The sequence below is a fragment of the Ramlibacter sp. genome (assembly GCF_036383835.1).
In the GTDB taxonomy this organism is placed as follows: domain Bacteria; phylum Pseudomonadota; class Gammaproteobacteria; order Burkholderiales; family Burkholderiaceae_C; genus Ramlibacter.
This window is the reverse complement of sequence record NZ_DASVNN010000045.1, coordinates 15,673-34,365: the sequence shown is the minus strand read 5'-3', so window position 1 is coordinate 34,365 and position 18,693 is coordinate 15,673. Positions and strand designations below refer to the sequence as shown.

The window sequence follows — 18,693 nt, the reverse complement described above, 5'->3', positions numbered from 1 at the left end:
TTGAACGACCAACATCCGGACGCAGAGGACGCAGAGATTTCGCAGAAGACGCAGAAGGAGCCAAGAAAATCCTCAAGGAAGTTCTTTTGCGTCTTCTGCGTAACCTTTGCGTCTTCTGCGTCCGGTTGTCCGTCTTCGACTGTTCGTCTTACAGCGTACGCGCAATCTCCTTGACTTCGAAGAATTCGAGCTGGTCGCCTTCCTTGATGTCGTTGTAGTTCTTCAGCTTGATGCCGCACTCGAAGCCTTCCTTGACCTCGCGCACGTCGTCCTTCATCCGCTTCAGCGACTCGAGTTCGCCCGTGTAGATCACCACGTTGTCGCGCAGCAGGCGGAAGTGCGCGCTGCGGGTGACCATGCCGGACGTGACCATGCAACCGGCCACCGTGCCGATCTTCGAGGCCACGAAGACGGTGCGGATCTCGGCCGCGCCGATGACCTCTTCCCGCTTCTCCGGGGCCAGCATGCCGGACATCGCCGCCTTCAGCTCATCCACGGCGTCGTAGATGATGTTGTAGTAGCGCAGCTCGACGTCGTTGCCTTCGGCCAGCTTGCGCGCGCCGGAGTCGGCCCGCACGTTGAAGCCGATGATGATGGCCTTGGAGGCGATCGCCAGGTTGACGTCCGACTCGCTGATGCCGCCGACGGCCGTGTAGACCATCTGCACCTTGACCTCTTCGTTCGACAGCTTCAGCAGCGACTGCGACAGCGCTTCCTGCGAGCCCTGCACGTCCGCCTTCACGATGATCGGCAGCGTCTTCACCTCGCCGGCGCCAATGTCCGAGAACATGTTCTCCAGCTTGGCGGCCTGCATCTTGGCCAGCTTGGTGTTGCGGAACTTGCCGGCACGGTAGGTCGCGATCTCGCGGGCACGACGCTCGTCGGTCATGACCATGAACTCGTCGCCGGCCTGCGGCACCTCGGTCAGGCCCTGGATCTCCACCGGGATCGACGGACCCGCGGTCTTGATCGTGCGGCCGTCCTCGTCCAGCATCGCGCGGACGCGGCCGTAGGTCTGGCCCGCCAGCACCACGTCGCCGACCTTCAGCGTGCCGGACTGCACCAGCACCGTGGCCACCGGGCCGCGGCCCTTGTCCAGCTGCGCTTCGATGACGAGACCCTTGGCGGCGGCATCCACCGGCGCCTTGAGTTCCAGCACTTCGGCCTGCAGCAGCACCTGCTCCAGCAGTTCGTCGACGCCCTGGCCGGTCTTGGCCGACACGCTCACGAAGGGCGACTCGCCGCCGTACTCTTCCGGCACGACTTCCTCGACCACCAGTTCCTGCTTGACGCGGTCGGGGTTGGCATCGGGCTTGTCGATCTTGTTGACGGCCACCACGATCGGAACGCCGGCCGCTTTCGCGTGCTTCACGGCTTCCCTGGTCTGCGGCATGACGCCGTCGTCGGCCGCGACCACCAGGATCACGATGTCCGTCGCCTGCGCGCCGCGGGCCCGCATGGCGGTGAACGCCTCGTGGCCCGGGGTGTCCAGGAAGGAGATCACGCCGCGCGGCGTCTCCACGTGGTACGCGCCGATGTGCTGCGTGATGCCGCCGGCTTCTCCCGCCGCCACCTTGGCGCGGCGGATGTAGTCCAGCAGCGAGGTCTTGCCGTGGTCGACGTGGCCCATGACGGTCACGACCGGCGCGCGCGGCAGGGCGTCCGCCTGCTGCGTCGACACTTCTTCCTCGGTGAACGCCTCGGGATCGTCCAGGGCAGCCGTGACCGCCTTGTGGCCCATTTCCTCGACCACGATCATGGCCGTGTCCTGGTCCAGCGACTGGTTGATCGTCACGAGCTGGCCCATCTTCATCAGGGCCTTGATCACCTCGGAGGCCTTCACGGCCATCTTGTGGGCGAGCTCGGAGACCGTGATGGTTTCCGGCACGTGCACTTCGACGATGCGCTGTTCCACCGGCGCCGCCATCTGCTGGCGGTCGTCGCGGTCGCGGTGATCGCGGCGGCCGCCGCGCGGCCCGCCGCGCCAGTTGTTGCGGCCGACCCCGCCGGACGCATCGCCCCGGGTCTTGATTTCCTTCTTCTTGGCCGGATCGTTCGCCCAGCTGGAGGACAGCTTGGCGGACTTGACTTCCTTGCCGGCGCCCGGTGCACCCGGTGCGGGCGCGGCCGTGCCCGGGCGCGGAGTGCCCGTGGTGGCCGGCTTGTGCAGCGTGCCCTTGACGCCCGGCTTGCCGGGTTCCGGCGCCTTCGCGACCGGCTTCTCCGGCGCCTTGGCGACCAGCACCTTCTTGGGCGCGCTCATCATCGAGCGGATCGCGGCGGCTTCGGCTTCGGCCTTGCGGCGGCGCTCCTGCAGGTCGTGGGCGCGGGCGGCCTCTTCCTCGGCGCGCTTCCTGGATTCGGCGGCGGCCTTCTCGCGGGCTTCGGCGGCAGCCTTGTCGCGCGCTTCGGCCTGCGCCTTGGCCACGGCCTGGGCGGCCTCGGCTTCGGCGGCCTTGGCCGCAGTGGCACCGGCCTGCGCGTTCGAATAGGCTTCCGCGCGGGCTTGCGCCTCGCGCTCGCGTTCGCTTTCGCGCTCCGCGGCGGCACGGGCCTCTTCCTCGGCGCGCTGGCGCGCTTCCGCTTCCTCGCGCTCGCGGCGCTTGGCGACCAGCTCTTCTTCCTGGCGGCGGATCAGTTCGGCCTGGCGGCGGGCTTCCTCCTCGCGGCGCGTGAGGTCGGCCTCGTCCGGGCCGGGAGGCGCGGGCGGCTGCGCGGCGTCGGGCGCTTCGACCACGGCGGTGTCGGCGCCTTCGTCGCGCTTGATGAAGGTGCGCTTCTTGCGCACTTCCACCTGGATGGTGCGGGCCTTGCCCGACGAGTCGGCCTGCTTGATCTCGCTGGTGGATTTCTTCACCAGGGTGATCTTCTTGCGCTCGGGCGTGGCGGTGCCGTGGCTCGCCTGCAGGTAGCCCAGGAGCTTCTGCTTGTCGGCGTCGGTCAGCGAATCGGTCGGCGCTGACTTGGCCACGCCGGCGCTCTTCAGCTGTTCGAGCAGCGTCTCGGTCGATTTCTTGAGTTCGTTCGCGAACTCGGCGACGGTGGTACTAGACATGTGTATTCGGCTCCTCCCATCACTCGTGGGCGGCAGCGGCGGCGGGCTGGTTGAACCAGTGCTCGCGCGCCTTCATGATCAGGGTCTTGGCCTCTTCCGCGGACTGGCCAGTGATGTCCGTGAGTTCGTCGACGGCCAGGTCGGCCAGTTCGTCGCGGGTGTGCACGTTGTTCTCGGCGAGCTTGGCGATCAGCTGCGGGTTCAGGCCCTCGAGGTCGCGCAGGTCCTGCGAGACTTCCTCGACGCTCTCCTCGCGCGCGATCTCCATCGTCAGCAGCGCATCCTTGGCGCGCGTACGCAGCTCGTTGACCGTGTCCTCGTCGAAGGACTCGATCTCCAGCATCTCCTGCAGCGGCACGTAGGCCACTTCTTCCAGGCTGGTGAAGCCTTCGACGATCAGGATGTCGGCGATCTCCTCGTCGACGTCCAGCTTCTCCATGAACAGCACGCGGATCGTGGACTGCTCCTCGGCCTGCTTCTGCGCCGACTCGTTGGCGTCCATGATGTTGATCTTCCAGCCCGTGAGCTCGGAAGCGAGGCGCACGTTCTGGCCGCCGCGGCCGATGGCGATCGCGAGGTTCTCCTCGTCGACCACCACGTCCATCGCGTGCTTCTCCTCGTCGACGACGATGGAGCTCACGTTGGCGGGCGCCAGCGCGCCGATCACGAACTGCGCCGGATCCTCGGACCACAGCACGATGTCGACGCGCTCGCCGGCCAGCTCGTTGGTCACGGCGTTCACGCGGGAGCCGCGCACGCCCACGCAGGTCCCGATCGGGTCGACGCGCTTGTCGTGCGAGACGACGGCGATCTTGGCGCGCGAACCGGGGTCGCGGGCGCAGCTCTTGATCTCCAGCAGGCCCTGCTCGATCTCGGGCACTTCCTGGCGGAACAGCTCGATCATGAACTCGGGGGCGGCGCGCGACAGGATGATGGGTGCGCCGCGCAGCGTCAGGTCCACCTCCATGATCATGGCGCGGACGCGGTCGCCGTTGCGCAGGTTTTCCTTGGGGATCATCTCGCCGCGGCGCAGGCGTCCCTCGACGCGGCCGGATTCGACAATGATGTCGCCCTTGTCCATGCGCTTGACGGTGCCCACGAAGATCTTGTCGCCGCGCGACATGAAGTCGTTCAGCAGCATCTCGCGCTCGGCGTCGCGGATCTTCTGCAGGATCACCTGCTTGGCGGCCATGGCGCCGATGCGGCCGATCGGCAGCGATTCGATGCCTTCCTCGATGTACTCGCCCGGCTCGACTTCACCGACGCGGTCCTTCGCGTCCATCAGCAGTTCCTCGGCGTCGGGGTTCTGCAGGCCCTGTTCGTCGGGCACCACCAGCCAGCGGCGGAAGGTCTCGTAGTTGCCGGTGTCGCGGTCGACCGCCACGCGGATGTCGACTTCGCCCTGGTACAGCTTCTTCGTCGCCTGCGCGAGGGCGGCCTCCACCGCGCCGAAGACCACGTCGCGTTCGACGTTCTTCTCGCGCGAGATGGCGTCCACCAGCATCAACAGTTCGCGATTCATGTCCTACTCCTGTACCCCGGCGCGCTTGCGCCCCTTGAAATCCACTATCGGTGCCAGACGCGCGTCCTTGACTTCGTCCAGCGTAAAACCCAGCACCTGCAACGGTGCAGGCTCCTTCTTCTTTTTCGAAACCTTCTGGCCGGGCAGCGGCGCCGGCTCGTCGCTCCAGGTGATCTGCCAGCCTTTTCCGTCAGGCGCCTGCTCCAGCGTGCCGCGGAACTTGCGGCGGTTTGCGGCGACCTGGCCGGCGCCCGCCGCGCCGATCGGCGCCTTCAGCGTGAGGTCGACCACCTCGCCGGTGAATCGCTCGAAGTCCTTCTCGCCGTGCAAGGGGCGATCGATGCCGGGCGACGAAACCTCCAGGCGCTTGTAGTCGACCTCCTCGACTTCCAGCGTGTACTGCAGCTGGCGCGTGACGCGCTCGCAGTCCTCCACGTTGACGGACTTCTCGTCCCCGGGCTGCCAGGGGAAGTCGATCGTGACGCGCAGGGTTCCGCCGGCGGAACGTTCGAGTTCCACCAGTTCGTAGCCGAGGCCGGCCACGGTTTGAGAGACGATGTCCTGCAGTGCCAAGTTCGAGAGTCGATCAGCCAAAAAAAACGGGCGGTGAGTACCCGCCCGTTTGGTCGTGAAGCCGGTATTGTAACGGCTAAGGCCTTGTCCCGCAAGGCATCGGGCCGGCGGGACCGGTTGCGTGCGCAATCCGGGCGACCTGTCAGATTGCGGCCGCGACGCGGAATTCAAGCGCCGCCGCCCGCATAGGGCGCGGGCCCGTAGCTCAACCGGATCAGTGCCTGCACCAGCGCGACGCTGGCCACCATGCCCCACACCATGCCGGCGGCCATTCCGGCGAGGACGGCCGCGGGCTCGCGCACGGCCTGCAACCAGCCTGCGAGTTCGAGAAACAGCAGCGAACCGGCCGCCATGCCCACCACCATCCAGGCCGAACAGACGGCGTTCTGCCCCGCCTGCGCGCAGAGCTGGCGGCGGCAGCCGCGGCGCAGTTTCGGCATCAGGGGCACGACCAGCGCGCCGCCGGCCGCCATGCCGATATGGGCCCATGGCAGTTGCTGCAGGTGCAAGGCCAACATCGCGGCCAGGTCGGCCGGCCCCGTGCAGAGCGCGGCGAGCACCTGCAGGCCGCCCGCGCGCACGTCCCAGGCGAGGCCGAGCAGCATGCCGATGGCGCCCAGCAGCAGCATCCACTGGGGCGAGGTCAGGCCGCCGCGGCGGGGTCGCAGGCGACCGAGCGCCAGCAGCCCTGCCAGCACCAGGACAAGGCCGGCGGCGGTCCAGGCGAGCGCGGACATTTCAAGCCTCCTGCGGCTGGCCCAGCCGCTCCAGCACCCGCCGGTAATCCTCGAGCGTGTCGAGGTCCGTGGTGTAGCGATCGTGGTCCGCCTCGAAGTACCAGGTCTCCTCGGGATACTGTTGCGCCAGCTTCCGGCAGCCGATCAGGCGCCGCCCCGCGGCGACCTCGGGGGCATGGGCCGCGGCGAACACGATCGGGTTGCCGCGCTCGCCGTCGCGGCGCGGGATCACGATCGAGTGGTCCGCATGGGCCACGTAGGCGTCCATCAGCGTCCGCAGGTCCTGCGGCGTGAGCAGCGGCATGTCCCCGGGGCAGACGAGGATCGCGTCGGTGGCCCGCGTGAGCGCGGCGACGCCGGCGGCGACGGATCGCATCTGGCCTTCCTCGTGGCGCAGGTTGGGCTGCACCGTGACCGGCAGGTCCGCCACGGCACGCATGACTTCACGGCCCTGGTGTCCGGCCACCACCACGGTCTCCTGCACGCCCGAGGCCAGCACGGTGCGCACGGTGCGGCGCACCAGAGGCTCGCCCAGGATCGTCAGCAGCAGCTTGTTGGGCCCGCCCATGCGCGAGGACGCGCCGGCCGCCAGGACGATGGCCGAGAAGCGGAACTCGTTCATGCCAGCGCCTCCAGCAGTTCGGGCAGCACGCCCGCGATGGCGGCCAGGCTGCCGCCGGGCGCCAGCAGGTCCAGGTGCGGCAGGGCCGCCTGCATGCCCTCGCTGACCGGGGCATAACCCGGCCGGCCGCACAGCGGGTTGAGCCAGACGACGCGGCGCGCCCGCCGACGCAGCCGGGCCAGCACCTGCGCCAGTTGCGCGGGCTCGCCCGTGTCGTAGCCGTCGCTCATCACCAGGATCGCGGTGCGCGAGTGCAGCAGGCGCGGCGCGTGTTCACGCTCGAACTGCAAGAGGCTCTCGCCGATGCGCGTGCCTCCGCCCCACCCTTGCGCCAGCAGGTGCAGGCGCTCCTGGGCGCGGAATGGATCCGGGTCGCGCAGGGCCTCGGACACGGCGGTGATGCGCGTGTGGAAGATGAAGCTGTGCACGTCCGCCAGTTCGCCGCTCAGGGCACGCGCCAGGCGCAGGTAGAAGAAGCTGTAGGCGGCCATGGAGCGGCTCACGTCCAGCAGCAGCACGAGCCGCGGCCGCACCCGGCGCGGCGCCTTCCAGCACAGGTGGAAGGGCGTGCCGCCGCTGGCGATGCTTCGGCGGATGGTGGGCGGCAGCGCCAGCCTGCGGCCGAGACGCGCGCGGGCCTCGCGCCGCAAGCGCAGGTGCTTCAGCCGCCGGGCGAAGCGGCGCATCAGCGCCTCGATCTCCAGCACCTGCTCGCCCTCGTCCAGTTCGCGGAAGTCGGTCGAGGCGAGCGATGCGTCGCGGCTCGCGGCGTCGCGCGGACGCAGGCCTTCGCCCTCGCCGGCTGCGTCGCCGATGCCGGCGGCCATGGCCGCTGTGGTTTCGTGCTCCACGCGGCGCTGCTCCGGCGCGGCCCAGCGATTGGCCGGCAGGAACCAGGCATCGAACAGCGCATCGAAGCGCCGCCACTCCTCGCCCCGTCCGCACAGCAAGGCCTTGAGCGACCAGCGCAGCAGCTGCGGGTCCAGCACGCCCACCGTGCGCGCGGTGCGCAGCACCTCCACGGCATCGCCCGCGCCGAGCGCGAAACCGTTGGCATGCAGGAATCCCGGGAAGCCCGCCAGGCGCTGGCCGGCCCGGTCCTCAAGGGAGAGGCTCGTCAGCATGCCGCGGCCAGCCGGGCGACCGTCTCGCGCTGCAGGGCGCCGCGGTCCCCCCGTGTCTTGATCAGCGCGCCCAGCGTCTCGAGGATGCGCTCGGTGCCGTCGCGGTCGACGGCGGTGATGCCCAGCCGCAGCAGGGCCGCCGTCCAGTCCAGCGTTTCGGCGATGCCGGGCTTCTTCTGCAGTTCCAGCCGCCGCACCGCCTGCACGAAGCTCACGATCTGGCGCGCGAGTCCCGGCGCCGCCTGCGGCACCTTCATGCGCACGATGGCGAGCTCCTTCTCGTGGTCCGGGTACTCGATGTACTGGTACAGGCAGCGCCGGCGCAGCGCATCCGACAGCTCGCGCGTGCCGTTGGAGGTGATCACCACCAGAGGCCGAGTCGTCGCGCGCACCGTGCCCAGCTCCGGGATCGAGAGCTGGAAGTCCGACAGCAGTTCCAGCAGGTAGGCCTCGAAGGCCTCGTCGGCGCGGTCCACTTCGTCGATCAGGAGCACGGGCGGCTGCTCGCAGCTGATTGCCTCCAGCAGCGGCCGGCGCAGCAGGTAGCGCTCCGAGAAGATGTCGCGCTCCTTCTGCGCGATATCGCGGCCGTCGCGCTCCAGCAGCTTGATCGCCAGCAGCTGCCGCTGGTAGTTCCACTCGTACATCGCGGCCTGCGCGTCCAGGCCCTCGTAGCACTGCAGCCGGATCAGGCGCGTGCCGCGGATCGCCGCCAGCGCCTTCGCCACTTCGGTCTTGCCCACGCCGGCGTCGCCTTCCAGCAGCAGCGGCCGCTCGAGCTCGCGCATGAGCAGCAGGGCCGCGGCCAGCGGCGCTTCGGCGACGTAGCCCGCCCCCGCCAGCGCGTCCTGCAGCGCCGCGACCTCGGGCATCCGGCCTGCGTTCATGCGCTGCGAGCGAACAGGTGATGCACCCAGTCGCGCACCATGGCCCAGAGCGTGGCGAGTCCGTTGAGCTCGCGCGCGGGCGCCGCCGGTGCCGCTTCGGCCGGCGCGGCGCGCATGGACGAAAGCCGCTCCTCGAAGTTCGCGACGAACTGCCGCAGCACCTGGTCGGCCACGCCGGACATGAGGCGGCCGCCGAAGGTCGCCGCCTTGCCGCTCACCGATACTTCGCTCGCGCCGACCAGGCGGCACGAAGCCGCGTCCACCGGCTCGATGCGCGCACGCAGGTCCATCGAAACGCCGGAGGTGCCGGTCGTGTCGGTGCCGCGGCCCACCAGGTGCAGCGCGCGGGCCGCCGCATCCAGCTCCTTCACTTCCACCTCGCCGCGGAAGGACAGGCTCGCCGGACCGAGCTTCACGGCCACCGTGCCCTTGTAGTGCGCCGCGTCCACCTTCTCGGTGATGCGCGCGCCCGGCATGCAATTCGCCACCGCCTCCACGTCCTGCAGCATCGCCCAGGCCGCTTCGGCCGGCGCCGCCAGCGCGAAGGACTTCTCCAGTTGCACCTTCATCGTTCAGCCCTCGTGCCGGTCCAGGCCCAGCGCATGGCACTGCTGCCAGACCCGGAAGGCGTTGTGCGGCATGTCCATGTGCGTCACGCCCAGGTGCGCGAACGCATCGACCACCGCGTTGCTGATGCAGGGAATGCCGCCCACGTGCGGCGACTCCGCCACGCCCTTGGCGCCCAGCGGGTGGTGCGGCGAGGGCGTGACCGTGTGGTCCGTCTCCCAGCGCGGCGTTTCCACGGCCGTGGGCAGGAAGTAGTCCATGAGGCTGTTGCCCAGGTGGTTGCCGTTCTCGTCGAAAGGCATCTGCTGCCCCAGCGCCACCGCGAAGGCCTCGGTGAGGCCGCCATGGATCTGGCCCTCGATGATCATCGGGTTGATCCGCGTTCCGCAGTCGTCCAGCGCGTAGAAGCGCCGCACCTTCACCTCGCCCGTGTACTTGTCGATGTCGACCACGCACGCGTAGGCGCCGAAGGGATAGGTCAGGTTGGGCGGGTCGTAGTAGGCGACGGCGTTGAGGCCCTGCTCCATGCCCTCGGGCAGGTCACCCTGGTGGGCCGCCATGCAGATCTCCTTCATGGTCTTGGCCTGGCCGGCGTTCCCCTTGACCGTGAAGCGGTCCACCTCCCACTCCAGGTCGCCCTCGCCGACTTCCAATAGGTGCGCCGCGATCTGGCGGGCCTTGTCCTTGATCTTGCGCGCGGCTTTGGCGGTGGCCGCGCCCGACACCGGCGTGGAGCGCGATCCCCAGGTACCCGCGCCATAAGGCGCCTTGTCGGTATCGCCCTCCTCCACCACGATGTCGCTCGCCGGCAGGCCCAGCTCGCTCGCGATGATCTGCGCGTAGGTCGTCGCGTGGCCCTGCCCCTGGCTCATGGTGCCCAGGCGGGCGATCACGCCGCCGGTGGGATGCACGCGGATCTCGCAGCTGTCGAACAGGCCGATGCCGAGGATGTCGCAGGCCTTGGTCGGCCCGGCACCCACGATCTCGGTGAAGGTGGAGAGGCCGATGCCCATCAGCTCGCCCTTCGCCCGCTTTTCGGCCTGCTCGCGCCGCAGCCCTGCGTAATCGACCGCCTGCAGCACCCGCTCCAGCGCGGGCACGTAGTCGCCGCTGTCCAGGGTCCAGCCGAGGGACGTGGTGTACGGGAACTGCTCCTTCTGCACGAAGTTGCGGCGGCGGATCTCGGCCTTGTCGATGCCCAGCTTCTGCGCCAGCACGTCCACCATGCGCTCGATCAGGTACACCGCTTCGGTCACCCGCAGCGAGCAGCGGTAGGCCACGCCGCCGGGCGCCTTGTTGGTATAGACCGCGTCCACCCGGCAGTACGCATTGGGGATGGCATAAGAGCCGGTGCAGATGGAGAACAGGCCCGCCGGGAACTTGCTCGCCGACACGTGCGAGTTGAAAGCGCCGTGGTCGGCCAGCGCCGTGAAGCGCAGGCCCTTGATGCGGCCGTCGGCATCGGCGGCCAGCTCGCCGACGCCGTGGTAGTCCCGCGCGAAGCCGGTGGTGGAGATGTTCTCGATGCGCGACTCGATCCACTTCACCGGCACGCCGGTGACGATGGACGCCACGATCGCCACGACATAGCCCGGATACACCGGCACCTTGTTGCCGAAGCCGCCGCCGATGTCTCCGGCCACCACGCGGATCTTGCTCTCGGCGATCCCCGAAAGCATCGCCAGCACGGTGCGTACCAGGTGCGGCGCCTGCGTCGTGAGGTACACCGTCAGCTGGCCCGTGACCTTGTTGAAGGACGCCACGCAGCCGCACGGCTCCAGCGGACAGGGATGCACGCGCGGGTTCAGGATTTCCTCGCGCACCGTCACGGCGGCGCCGGCGAAGGCCGCATCGGCCGCCGCCTTGTCGCCCGCTTCCCAGGTGAAGATGTGGTTGGGATGCGTGCGGGGCCCGTGCCCGACCTCCTTCTTTTCCGCGATGTCCTCGCGGATGACGGGCGCGTCCGCCGCCATCGCCTTCTTCGGATCGACGATGGCCGGCAGTTCCTCGTAGTCCACTTCCACCAGCGCGGCGCCATCGGCCGCCGCATAACGGTCGGTGGCCAGCACCATCGCGACTTCCTGCAGCTGGAAGCAGACCTTCCGGTCGGCCAGAACCGCCTGAACGTCGCCGCCGAGCGTCGGCATCCAGTGCAGGTTGACGGGCTTCAGGTCGTCCGCCGTGAGCACCGCCACCACGCCCGGGCAGGCCAGCGCCTTGTCCTTGGCGATGCCCTTGATGCGCGCATGCGCGTAAGGGCTGCGCACCAGCGCGCCGAACAGCATGCCCGGCAGCTTCACGTCGTCGATGTAGCTGCCCTGGCCGCGGATGAAGCGGGCGTCTTCCTTGCGCGGCAGCGAGGTGCCCAGGCCCTGCAGCCTGTCTTCGCGTTCGCGAATTTCGGAAAGGTCCATGGCATCCTCCATCAGGCCGGCTGGGCCGCGAGCTTCTGCGCCGCCGCCTGCACCGCCTTCACGATGTTCTGGTAGCCCGTGCAGCGGCACAGGTTGCCGGAGATCCAGTAGCGGATCTCCTCCTCGCTCGGGTTCGGGTTCTCCTGCAGCAGCCGGTACGCGCGCGTCAGCATGCCGGGCGTGCAGTAGCCGCACTGCAAGCCATGCTGCTCGTGGAAGGCTTCCTGCAAGGCGTGCAGCACGCCGCCCTGCTCCAGGCCCTCCACCGTCAGCAGGCTGCTGCCGTCGCACTGCACCGTGAGCAGGGTGCAGGCCTTGACCGACATGCCGTCCATGTCGACGGTGCAGGCCCCGCAATGCGAGGTCTCGCAGCCGATGTGCGGGCCGGTGTGCAGCAGCCGCTCGCGCAGCGTGTGGATCAGGAGCTCGCGCCCCTCCACCGCCACGTCCACTTCCTTGCCGTTCAGCCGGAACGACACCACGTGCTTGTTCGCCATGCTCCGCTCCTCGGGTGGTCAGGCCGCGCGCGAACGCGCCTTGAGCAGCGCCCGGCGGGTCATCTCGCCCGCCATCGCCCGCTTGTACTCGGCGTCGCCGCGCTGGTCGGGCACGGGATCGCAGATCTCCATGGCCAGGCTCGCCGCTTCGGCGAGCGCCGCCTCGTCCAGCGGCTGGCCGACGAGCGCTCGTTCCGCGTCGGCTGCCTTCAACGGTGTCGGACCGACGTTGGTGAGGACTATGCTCACCGCGGCGACGCGCTCTCCATCCATGCGCAGCAGCACGGCCGCCGCCGCCGTGGCGAAGTCGCCGATCTTGCGCTTGAGCTTCTCGTAAGCCCAGCCGGTGCCGGTGCGCGGGATCGGCACTTCGATGCGCGTGAGCACCTCGCCGGGCTGCAGTTCCGTGGCATAGGGGCCATGGAAGAAATCCGCGGCGGCCACCATGCGCTCGCCGCGCGCGCCACGCAGCGCGAAACCCGCGCCCAGCGCCAGCATCAGTGCCGGGTGGTCGTTGCCCGGGTCGCCGTGGGCGAGGTCGCCGCCGACCGTGCCGCGATAGCGCACCTGCGGGTCGGCGATGGCGCGCGCGCCTTCCACCAGCAGCGGCACCTTCTCGGCCAGCAGCGCGGACCAGACTAGCTCGTTCTCGGTGGTCATGGCGCCGATGTGGATGAAGCTCCCGACCTCGGAGATCCCGCGCAGGTCGGGAATGCGTCCCAGGTCCACCAGGTGCCCCGGAGCCGCGAAGCGCAGCTTCATCATGGGCAGCAGGCTGTGGCCGCCGGCCAGGGGTCGCGCTTCGTCACCGAGGCTGCCGAGCAGCGCGATCGCATCGGCCAGGCTGGTCGGGGCGTGGTATTCGAAAGCACTGGGGATCACGCTCGTCTCCTGATGCGGCCGGACGCGGCCCGGGCGACCGACTGTAGGCACTGCGCGGCCGGGCGCGCCGGTCGCGCAACCAACGGCCTGACGGCTGCACGAACGGCAGCCGCGCTGCACGAACGGTCAGGAACGCGGCGCGAGCGGGACGGCGTCGCCCAGCCCCAGCTGCTCCATCAGGTGCGGGGCGCTGGCGCGCGACACGGGGATGTCCACGGGCGTGGAGCCCATCATGCGCAGCATCATGCGGCCGTCGTCGCGCACGATCTCGTCGACCTGCGAGAGGTTGACGATGTAGCTGCGGTGCACCCGCAGGAACAGCTGCGGGTCCAGCCGGCTTTCCAGGTCGCCGATGTTCAGGTTGCAGAACTGGCTGCCCTGCGGCGTGTGCACCCAGGTGTAGTGGCCTTCGGAGCGGATGAATTGCACGGCGGGCACGTCCACCAGCAGAACCCGGTTCTGCTTGATGGTCGGGATCTTGCGCAGGCGCCGGCGTTCGGCACCTTCGGCGTCGCGGGCGCGGCCGTCTTCGACCTTGTGGGCCACGACCTCGGTGATGTCGTAGAAGACCAGGGTGTAGCCGATGAGGGCGCCCTGCCCGTCCCCGATCTTCGACACCTTGATCAGCAGCACGCGGTCGGGGATGTTGATCATCAGCGCCATCGGCGGCGCGTTGTTCACCGGGCACTCGGCCTGCCCCAGCAGGAACTTCAGCTTGGCGCGCGCGGCTTCGGGATGGAAGGACGTCACGATCTTGCCGAAGGGCAGCTTCTCCTGCACCGGCAGGCTGCGCCGCGCGAAGTCGTTCATGCCGACCACGCGCAGCTCGCGATCGATGTGGACCACGCCCACGTCGAAGCGCTCCAGCAGGTACAGCCAGGAACTGGAGGGCGCGGCCGGCTCGACGCCGTAGGGGCAGGTCTTCACGACCGGACCAAGCTACTCCGATCGCCCCGGCCCCGCAAGCCCGTTCCGCGCGTGCTGTCGGCTTGACTCCGGATGCGAAACGTCCAGTATCCGAGTCCCAACGTCCGAGGAGCTGCCATGACCGAACGCCTGCGCCCGGACCCGACCTTCCACCCTTCGCCGCGCCTGGCGATGGAGGCCGAGCCCGAACACATCTGCTACACCGCCCTGCTCTCGCCGGACCGCTCGCGGCCCGATGCGCTGGCGGTCGTCGACGTCGACCCGTCCTCGAGGAAGTACGGCCAGGTGCTGAAGAAGCTGGAGCTGCCGAACACGGGTGACGAGCTGCACCACTTCGGCTGGAACGCGTGCAGCTCGGCGCTGTCGCCGCTCACGGGCCACGCCTTCCTGCAGCGCCGCTACCTGATCGTCCCGGGCATGCGATCCTCGCGCATCTACGTCTTCGACACCCAGCACGACCCGGTGCATCCCAAGCTGGTCAAGACCATCGAGCCGGAAGAGATCCTGCGGAAGACCGGCTACTCGCGCCCGCACACCGTGCATTGCGGGCCGGAAGGCATCTACGTCAGCACGCTGGGCGGCGCCGGCCCCGACGGCACGCAAGGGCCGCCCGGCATCTTCATCATGGACTGCGAGACCTTCGAGGTGCTGGGGCGCTGGGAGATCGACCGCGGGCCGCAGAAGCTGCACTACGACTTCTGGTGGAACCTGCCGCGCGACTACATGGTGTCCAGCGAATGGGCGGTGCCGCCGCAGTTCGAGAACGGCATCGTTCCCGAGGACCTGCTGGGCAACAAGTACGGCCACGCGCTGCACTTCTGGAACCTGCGCGAGCGCAAGCACGTGCAGACCATCGACCTCGGCGCGAACCACCAGATGGCGCTGGAGATCCGGCCCGCGCACGACCCGACGCGCGAGTACGGCTTCGTCGGCGTGGTGGTCGACACGACCAACCTGGAAGCCTCGATCTGGACCTGGTACCGCGAGAACGGCAAGTTCCAGGCGCGCAAGACCATCACCATCCCGCCGGAGCCGGCGAAGGCCGAGAACCTGCCGCCGCTGCTCAAGGGCTTCGGCGCCGTGCCGCCGCTGGTGAGCGACATCGACCTGTCGCTGGACGACAGGCACCTCTACGTGGCCTGCTGGGGCACCGGCGAGCTGCGGCAGTACGACGTGAGCGACCCGATGGAGCCGAAGCAAAGCGGCAGCGTGCGCGTCGGCGGCATCGTGCAGCATGCGCCGCACGCCAACGGCAAGCCCTTCGGCGGCGGGCCGCAGATGATCGAGATCAGCCGCGATGCCCAGCGCGTGTACTTCACGAACTCGCTGTACAGCGCCTGGGACACGCAGTTCTATCCCGAGGGCATCCCCGGCGTGCAGGCGATGTGCAAGGTGGGCGGCGCCGGCGGCATCGTTCTCGACAAGGAGTTCTACGTGGACTTCGGGCCGCACTACGGCGCGCACCAGGTGCGCCTGCAAGGCGGGGACTGCTCCACCGACTCCTTCTGCTACCCGTCCGCTTGAGCGCCGCCGCGGCGCTCTGGCTCACGGTCGTCGGGCTCGGCCTCTACCACGGCCTGAGTCCGGCGATGGGCTGGCCGCTCGCCGTCGCGAACGGGCTGAGCGAACGCAGTGCCGGCGCCGTCTTCCGCACGGTGCTGCCGCTGGGCGGCGGGCATTTCGCGGCGATGGCGGTGGTGCTGGTGCCGGTGGCCCTGCTCGGGTGGCTGGTGGAATGGAGCACGGCCATCCGGGTCGGTGCCGCCGGACTGGTGCTGGCCTTCGGGCTCGTGCGGCTGGCCCGGCCGCGGCATCCGCGGGCGCTGGCGCGCATCCCGCCCAGCCGGCTCGCCTGGTGGTCCTTCCTCATGGCGACCGCGCACGGCGCCGGCCTCATGCTGGTGCCCTTCATGCTGGGACTGTGCGGGCCGGCGGAGGGCGCAGCGCACGCGCGCGTCGAGCAGGTCCTGGCCCGCTCCGATCTCGTGACGGCCTTGCTGATCGCGGCCGTCCATACGCTGGCCATGGTGCTGGCCGGCCTGGCGGTGGCCTGGGCGGTGTACCGCTACCTCGGCCTGCAGTTTTTGCGGCGTGCCTGGTTCAACCTGGACCTCGCCTGGGCGGCCAGCCTGGTGCTCGCCGGCGGGGCGGGACTCTGGATGGCTCTTTAATGGGCGGCGGCGACCAGCGTCTGCGTGTACGGATCGCGCGGGTTCTGCAGCACCTCGTCCACCCGCCCCGACTCCACCACCTTGCCGTCCTTCATCACGAGCACTTCATGGGCCATCGCCCAGATCACGTCGACGTCGTGCGTGATCAGGAGGTAGCTCAATCCCCTCTCGCGTTGCAGCCGCTGCAGCAGCCGCAGGACCTGCTGCTGGATGGTCACGTCCAGCGCGCTGGTCGGCTCGTCCAGCACCAGCAACTGAGGCTCGACGATCAGCGCGCGCGCGATCGCCAGGCGCTGGCGCTGGCCGCCGGAGAACTCGTGCGGGTAGCGTCCGAGCAGGCCGGGGAACTGCGCCTCGGCGAGACCCACTTCCTCCAGCACCCGCACGACGCGCTCGCGCCGTTGCTCGAGCGACAGCGACGGCTCGTGCACCAGCAGGCCCTCGCCCACGATCTCCTCCACCGTCATGCGCGGCGACAGCGAGGAGAACGGGTCCTGGAACACCACCTGCACGAGGCGGCGGATGCCGCGGTTGCGGCTGCTGTCCGGGCCCCATTTCCGGCCGACCACATCGAGCTCGCCTTCGTGCTTGATCAGGCCCAGCGCCGCCAGCGCCATGGTGGATTTGCCGGACCCCGATTCGCCGACGATGCCCAGCGTGCCGCCGGTCGGCACCTGGAATTCGGCGCCGTGCACCGCGACGAAAGCGCCCTTGCGGAACCATCCCTTGAAACCGGGGATGGGCACCGGGTAGCTCACCTTCATCGCCTGCGCCTTCATCACGGGCGCGTTGCCGGACCTCGGCTCCTCCACGTCGCGCGCCGGCCGGCTCTCCATCAGCCTGCGGGTGTACGGATGCTGCGGCTGCTGGAACACGGAACCGACGGGGCCCTGTTCCACCAGGTGGCCCTTCTCCATCACCGCCACGCGGTCGGCGAAGCGGCGCACCAGGTTCAGGTCGTGGGTGATCAGCAGCACCGCCATGCCGGCCTGCCGCTGCAGGTCGGCCAGCAGCTCGAGGATCTGGCCGCGCAGGGTGACATCGAGCGCGGTGGTCGGTTCATCGGCGAGCAGCAGGCGCGGCCGGCTCGCCAGGGCCATCGCGATCATGGCGCGCTGGCGCTGCCCGCCGGAGAGCTGGTGCGGATAGCTGGCGGCGCGCCGGGCCGGTTCGGGGATGCCGGTGGCTGCCAGCGCCTCGATCGCGCCGTCCCAGGCCTGTTTCGCCGTCAGTCCCTGCTTGACCTGCAGCACTTCGGCGACCTGGTCGCCGATCGTGTAGACCGGGTTCAGGGCCGTCATCGGCTCCTGGAAGATCATCGCGATGTCGCGGCCGCGGATGCCGAGCAGTTCGCGTTCCGACGCCTGCAGCAGCTCGATGGGCTGGCCGTTCGGCTGGGCGGGCGCGAGGCGCGCCGAGCCCGCGATGTGCGCGTTTTGGACGAGACGGACCAGGCTCAGGGCCGTGACCGTCTTGCCGGACCCCGACTCGCCCACCAGCGCCAGCTTCTCGCCCGGTGCGATGGAGAAGTCCACGCCGTGCACCACTTCCTTGCCGCCGAAGGAGACGCGCAGGTCGCGGACGTCGAGCAGCGGCGGCAAGGCGTGCTTCTGTTCGTGGGTCACGTGTCGGCCTTCCGCGGATCGAGGGCATCGCGCAGCGCGTCGCCCATGAAGGTGAGGAGCAGCAGCGTCATGACCAGCACGCCGAAGGTGGACAACGAGATCCACCAGGCATCGATGTTGTTCTTGCCCTGGCTCAGGAGCTCGCCCAGCGAGGGCGTGCCGGGCGGGACGCCCAGTCCCAGGAAGTCCAGCGAGGTCAGGGCCAGGATGGCCGCGCTCATGCGGAACGGCAGGAAGGTGATCACCGGGGTCATGCTGTTCGGCAGGATGTGCTTCCACATGATCCGGCCGTTGCCGACACCTAGGGCGCGGGCGGCGCGCACGTAATCCATCTGCCGGTTCTTCAGGAACTCCGCGCGCACGTACTGGGACAGGCCCATCCACCCGAACAGCGACAGCAGGATCAGCAGCAGCGCCACGCTGGGCGCGAACACCGCGCTGAAGATGATCAGCAGGTACAGCTCCGGCATCGAATCCCAGATCTCGATGAAGCGCTGGAACGCGAGGTCCGTCTTGCCGGCGAAGAAACCCTGGATGGCGCCGGTGACGACCCCGATCACGACGCCCATGAAGGTCAGCGCCAGCGCGAACAGCACGCTCAGGCGGAAACCGTAGATCAGCTGCGCCAGCATGTCGCGGCCGCGGTCGTCGGTGCCGAGCAGGTTCTCGGTCGTCGGCCGCGAAGGATTCGGCTCCCTGGCGAAGTAGTTCAGCGTCTTGGCGCCGTAGGGGTTGGGCGGATAGATCGCGAAGTTGCCGCCCTGGCCCAGTTGCTGCCGGATGAAGGGATCGAGGTAATCCGTTTCCGTCGGGAAGTCGCCGCCGAAGGTGGTCTCGGGATAGCTGTGGACGAGCGGGTAGTAGTACTGGCCCTGGTAGCGCACCACCAGCGGCTTGTCGTTGGAGATCGCCTCGGCGAACAGGCTCAGCACCACCAGGGTGACGAAGAGGACCAGGCTCCAGAAGCCCAGCCGGTTCTTGCGAAAGCGCCGCCAGGCCCGCCGCGCGGGCGACACGTGCACCCACGGTTCGATGACCGACGCCGGCGTGGCGGCGGCGCCCCCGCCCTGCGTCTGGCCGACGGCGGTCG

16 protein-coding genes are annotated in these 18,693 nt (G+C 69.2%); 2 read left to right on the top strand and 14 right to left on the bottom strand.

What is annotated here, in order from left to right; translation table 11 throughout:
* Positions 1 to 148: 148 nt before the first annotated feature.
* From infB to VF522_RS07630, 12 genes are all read right to left on the bottom strand, one after another.
* The gene (gene infB, locus VF522_RS07685; RefSeq protein WP_330907644.1) at positions 149 to 3,055 is read right to left on the bottom strand and encodes a translation initiation factor IF-2; all 2,907 of its coding nucleotides are present in this window, start codon (positions 3,053 to 3,055) and stop codon (positions 149 to 151) included.
* A gap of 19 nt (positions 3,056 to 3,074) precedes the next feature.
* Entirely contained in the window at positions 3,075 to 4,577 is a 1,503-nt protein-coding gene (nusA, locus tag VF522_RS07680; protein WP_330907643.1) for a transcription termination factor NusA, read from the bottom strand.
* A 3-nt stretch (positions 4,578 to 4,580) separates the two neighbouring features.
* A complete protein-coding gene (gene rimP, locus VF522_RS07675; RefSeq protein ID WP_330907642.1) occupies positions 4,581 to 5,150 on the bottom strand; it encodes a ribosome maturation factor RimP in 570 nt (189 codons plus the stop codon).
* 167 nt (positions 5,151 to 5,317) lie between these two features.
* On the bottom strand, positions 5,318 to 5,887 hold the full coding sequence (locus VF522_RS07670) for a hypothetical protein (protein ID WP_330907641.1): 570 nt from the start codon (positions 5,885 to 5,887) through the stop codon (positions 5,318 to 5,320).
* A gap of 1 nt (position 5,888) precedes the next feature.
* Entirely contained in the window at positions 5,889 to 6,509 is a 621-nt protein-coding gene (locus tag VF522_RS07665; protein WP_330907640.1) for a nucleotidyltransferase family protein, read from the bottom strand.
* Positions 6,506 to 7,633 (bottom strand): vWA domain-containing protein, encoded by a 1,128-nt coding sequence (locus VF522_RS07660; protein WP_330907639.1) that lies wholly within the window; start codon positions 7,631 to 7,633, stop codon positions 6,506 to 6,508. The genes VF522_RS07665 and VF522_RS07660 overlap by 4 nt, the downstream gene beginning before the upstream one ends.
* Positions 7,627 to 8,520, bottom strand: a complete 894-nt coding sequence (locus VF522_RS07655) for a MoxR family ATPase (protein ID WP_330907638.1) — start codon at positions 8,518 to 8,520, stop codon at positions 7,627 to 7,629. The genes VF522_RS07660 and VF522_RS07655 overlap by 7 nt, the downstream gene beginning before the upstream one ends.
* Positions 8,517 to 9,089, bottom strand: a complete 573-nt coding sequence (locus VF522_RS07650; protein WP_330907637.1) for an SRPBCC family protein — start codon at positions 9,087 to 9,089, stop codon at positions 8,517 to 8,519. The genes VF522_RS07655 and VF522_RS07650 overlap by 4 nt, the downstream gene beginning before the upstream one ends.
* Before the next feature lie 3 nt (positions 9,090 to 9,092).
* A complete protein-coding gene (locus VF522_RS07645; protein ID WP_330907636.1) occupies positions 9,093 to 11,501 on the bottom strand; it encodes an aerobic carbon-monoxide dehydrogenase large subunit in 2,409 nt (802 codons plus the stop codon).
* A gap of 11 nt (positions 11,502 to 11,512) precedes the next feature.
* The gene (locus tag VF522_RS07640; protein WP_330907635.1) at positions 11,513 to 11,998 is read right to left on the bottom strand and encodes a (2Fe-2S)-binding protein; all 486 of its coding nucleotides are present in this window, start codon (positions 11,996 to 11,998) and stop codon (positions 11,513 to 11,515) included.
* Positions 11,999 to 12,016: 18 nt separating this feature from the next.
* The gene (locus VF522_RS07635) at positions 12,017 to 12,880 is read right to left on the bottom strand and encodes a xanthine dehydrogenase family protein subunit M (protein ID WP_330907634.1); all 864 of its coding nucleotides are present in this window, start codon (positions 12,878 to 12,880) and stop codon (positions 12,017 to 12,019) included.
* A 126-nt stretch (positions 12,881 to 13,006) separates the two neighbouring features.
* Positions 13,007 to 13,807, bottom strand: a complete 801-nt coding sequence (locus VF522_RS07630; RefSeq protein ID WP_330907633.1) for a PAS domain-containing transcriptional regulator — start codon at positions 13,805 to 13,807, stop codon at positions 13,007 to 13,009.
* 117 nt (positions 13,808 to 13,924) lie between these two features.
* Here VF522_RS07630 and VF522_RS07625 point away from each other — a divergent pair, with 117 nt between their 5' ends.
* Positions 13,925 to 15,331 (top strand): selenium-binding protein SBP56-related protein, encoded by a 1,407-nt coding sequence (locus VF522_RS07625; RefSeq protein WP_330907632.1) that lies wholly within the window; start codon positions 13,925 to 13,927, stop codon positions 15,329 to 15,331.
* On the top strand, positions 15,328 to 15,978 hold the full coding sequence (locus tag VF522_RS07620) for a hypothetical protein (RefSeq protein ID WP_330907631.1): 651 nt from the start codon (positions 15,328 to 15,330) through the stop codon (positions 15,976 to 15,978). Before VF522_RS07625 ends, VF522_RS07620 begins: the two co-directional genes overlap by 4 nt.
* On the opposite strand, the gene VF522_RS07615 is transcribed toward VF522_RS07620, so the two are convergent.
* Positions 15,975 to 17,603: a dipeptide ABC transporter ATP-binding protein gene (locus tag VF522_RS07615; RefSeq protein ID WP_330907630.1), complete on the bottom strand. Its 1,629-nt coding sequence runs from the start codon at positions 17,601 to 17,603 to the stop codon at positions 15,975 to 15,977. The two genes, VF522_RS07620 and VF522_RS07615, sit on opposite strands and share 4 nt — an antisense overlap.
* The gene (locus tag VF522_RS07610; protein ID WP_330907676.1) at positions 17,600 to 18,637 is read right to left on the bottom strand and encodes an ABC transporter permease; all 1,038 of its coding nucleotides are present in this window, start codon (positions 18,635 to 18,637) and stop codon (positions 17,600 to 17,602) included. Before VF522_RS07610 ends, VF522_RS07615 begins: the two co-directional genes overlap by 4 nt.
* Between the last annotated feature and the right edge of the window lie 56 nt (positions 18,638 to 18,693).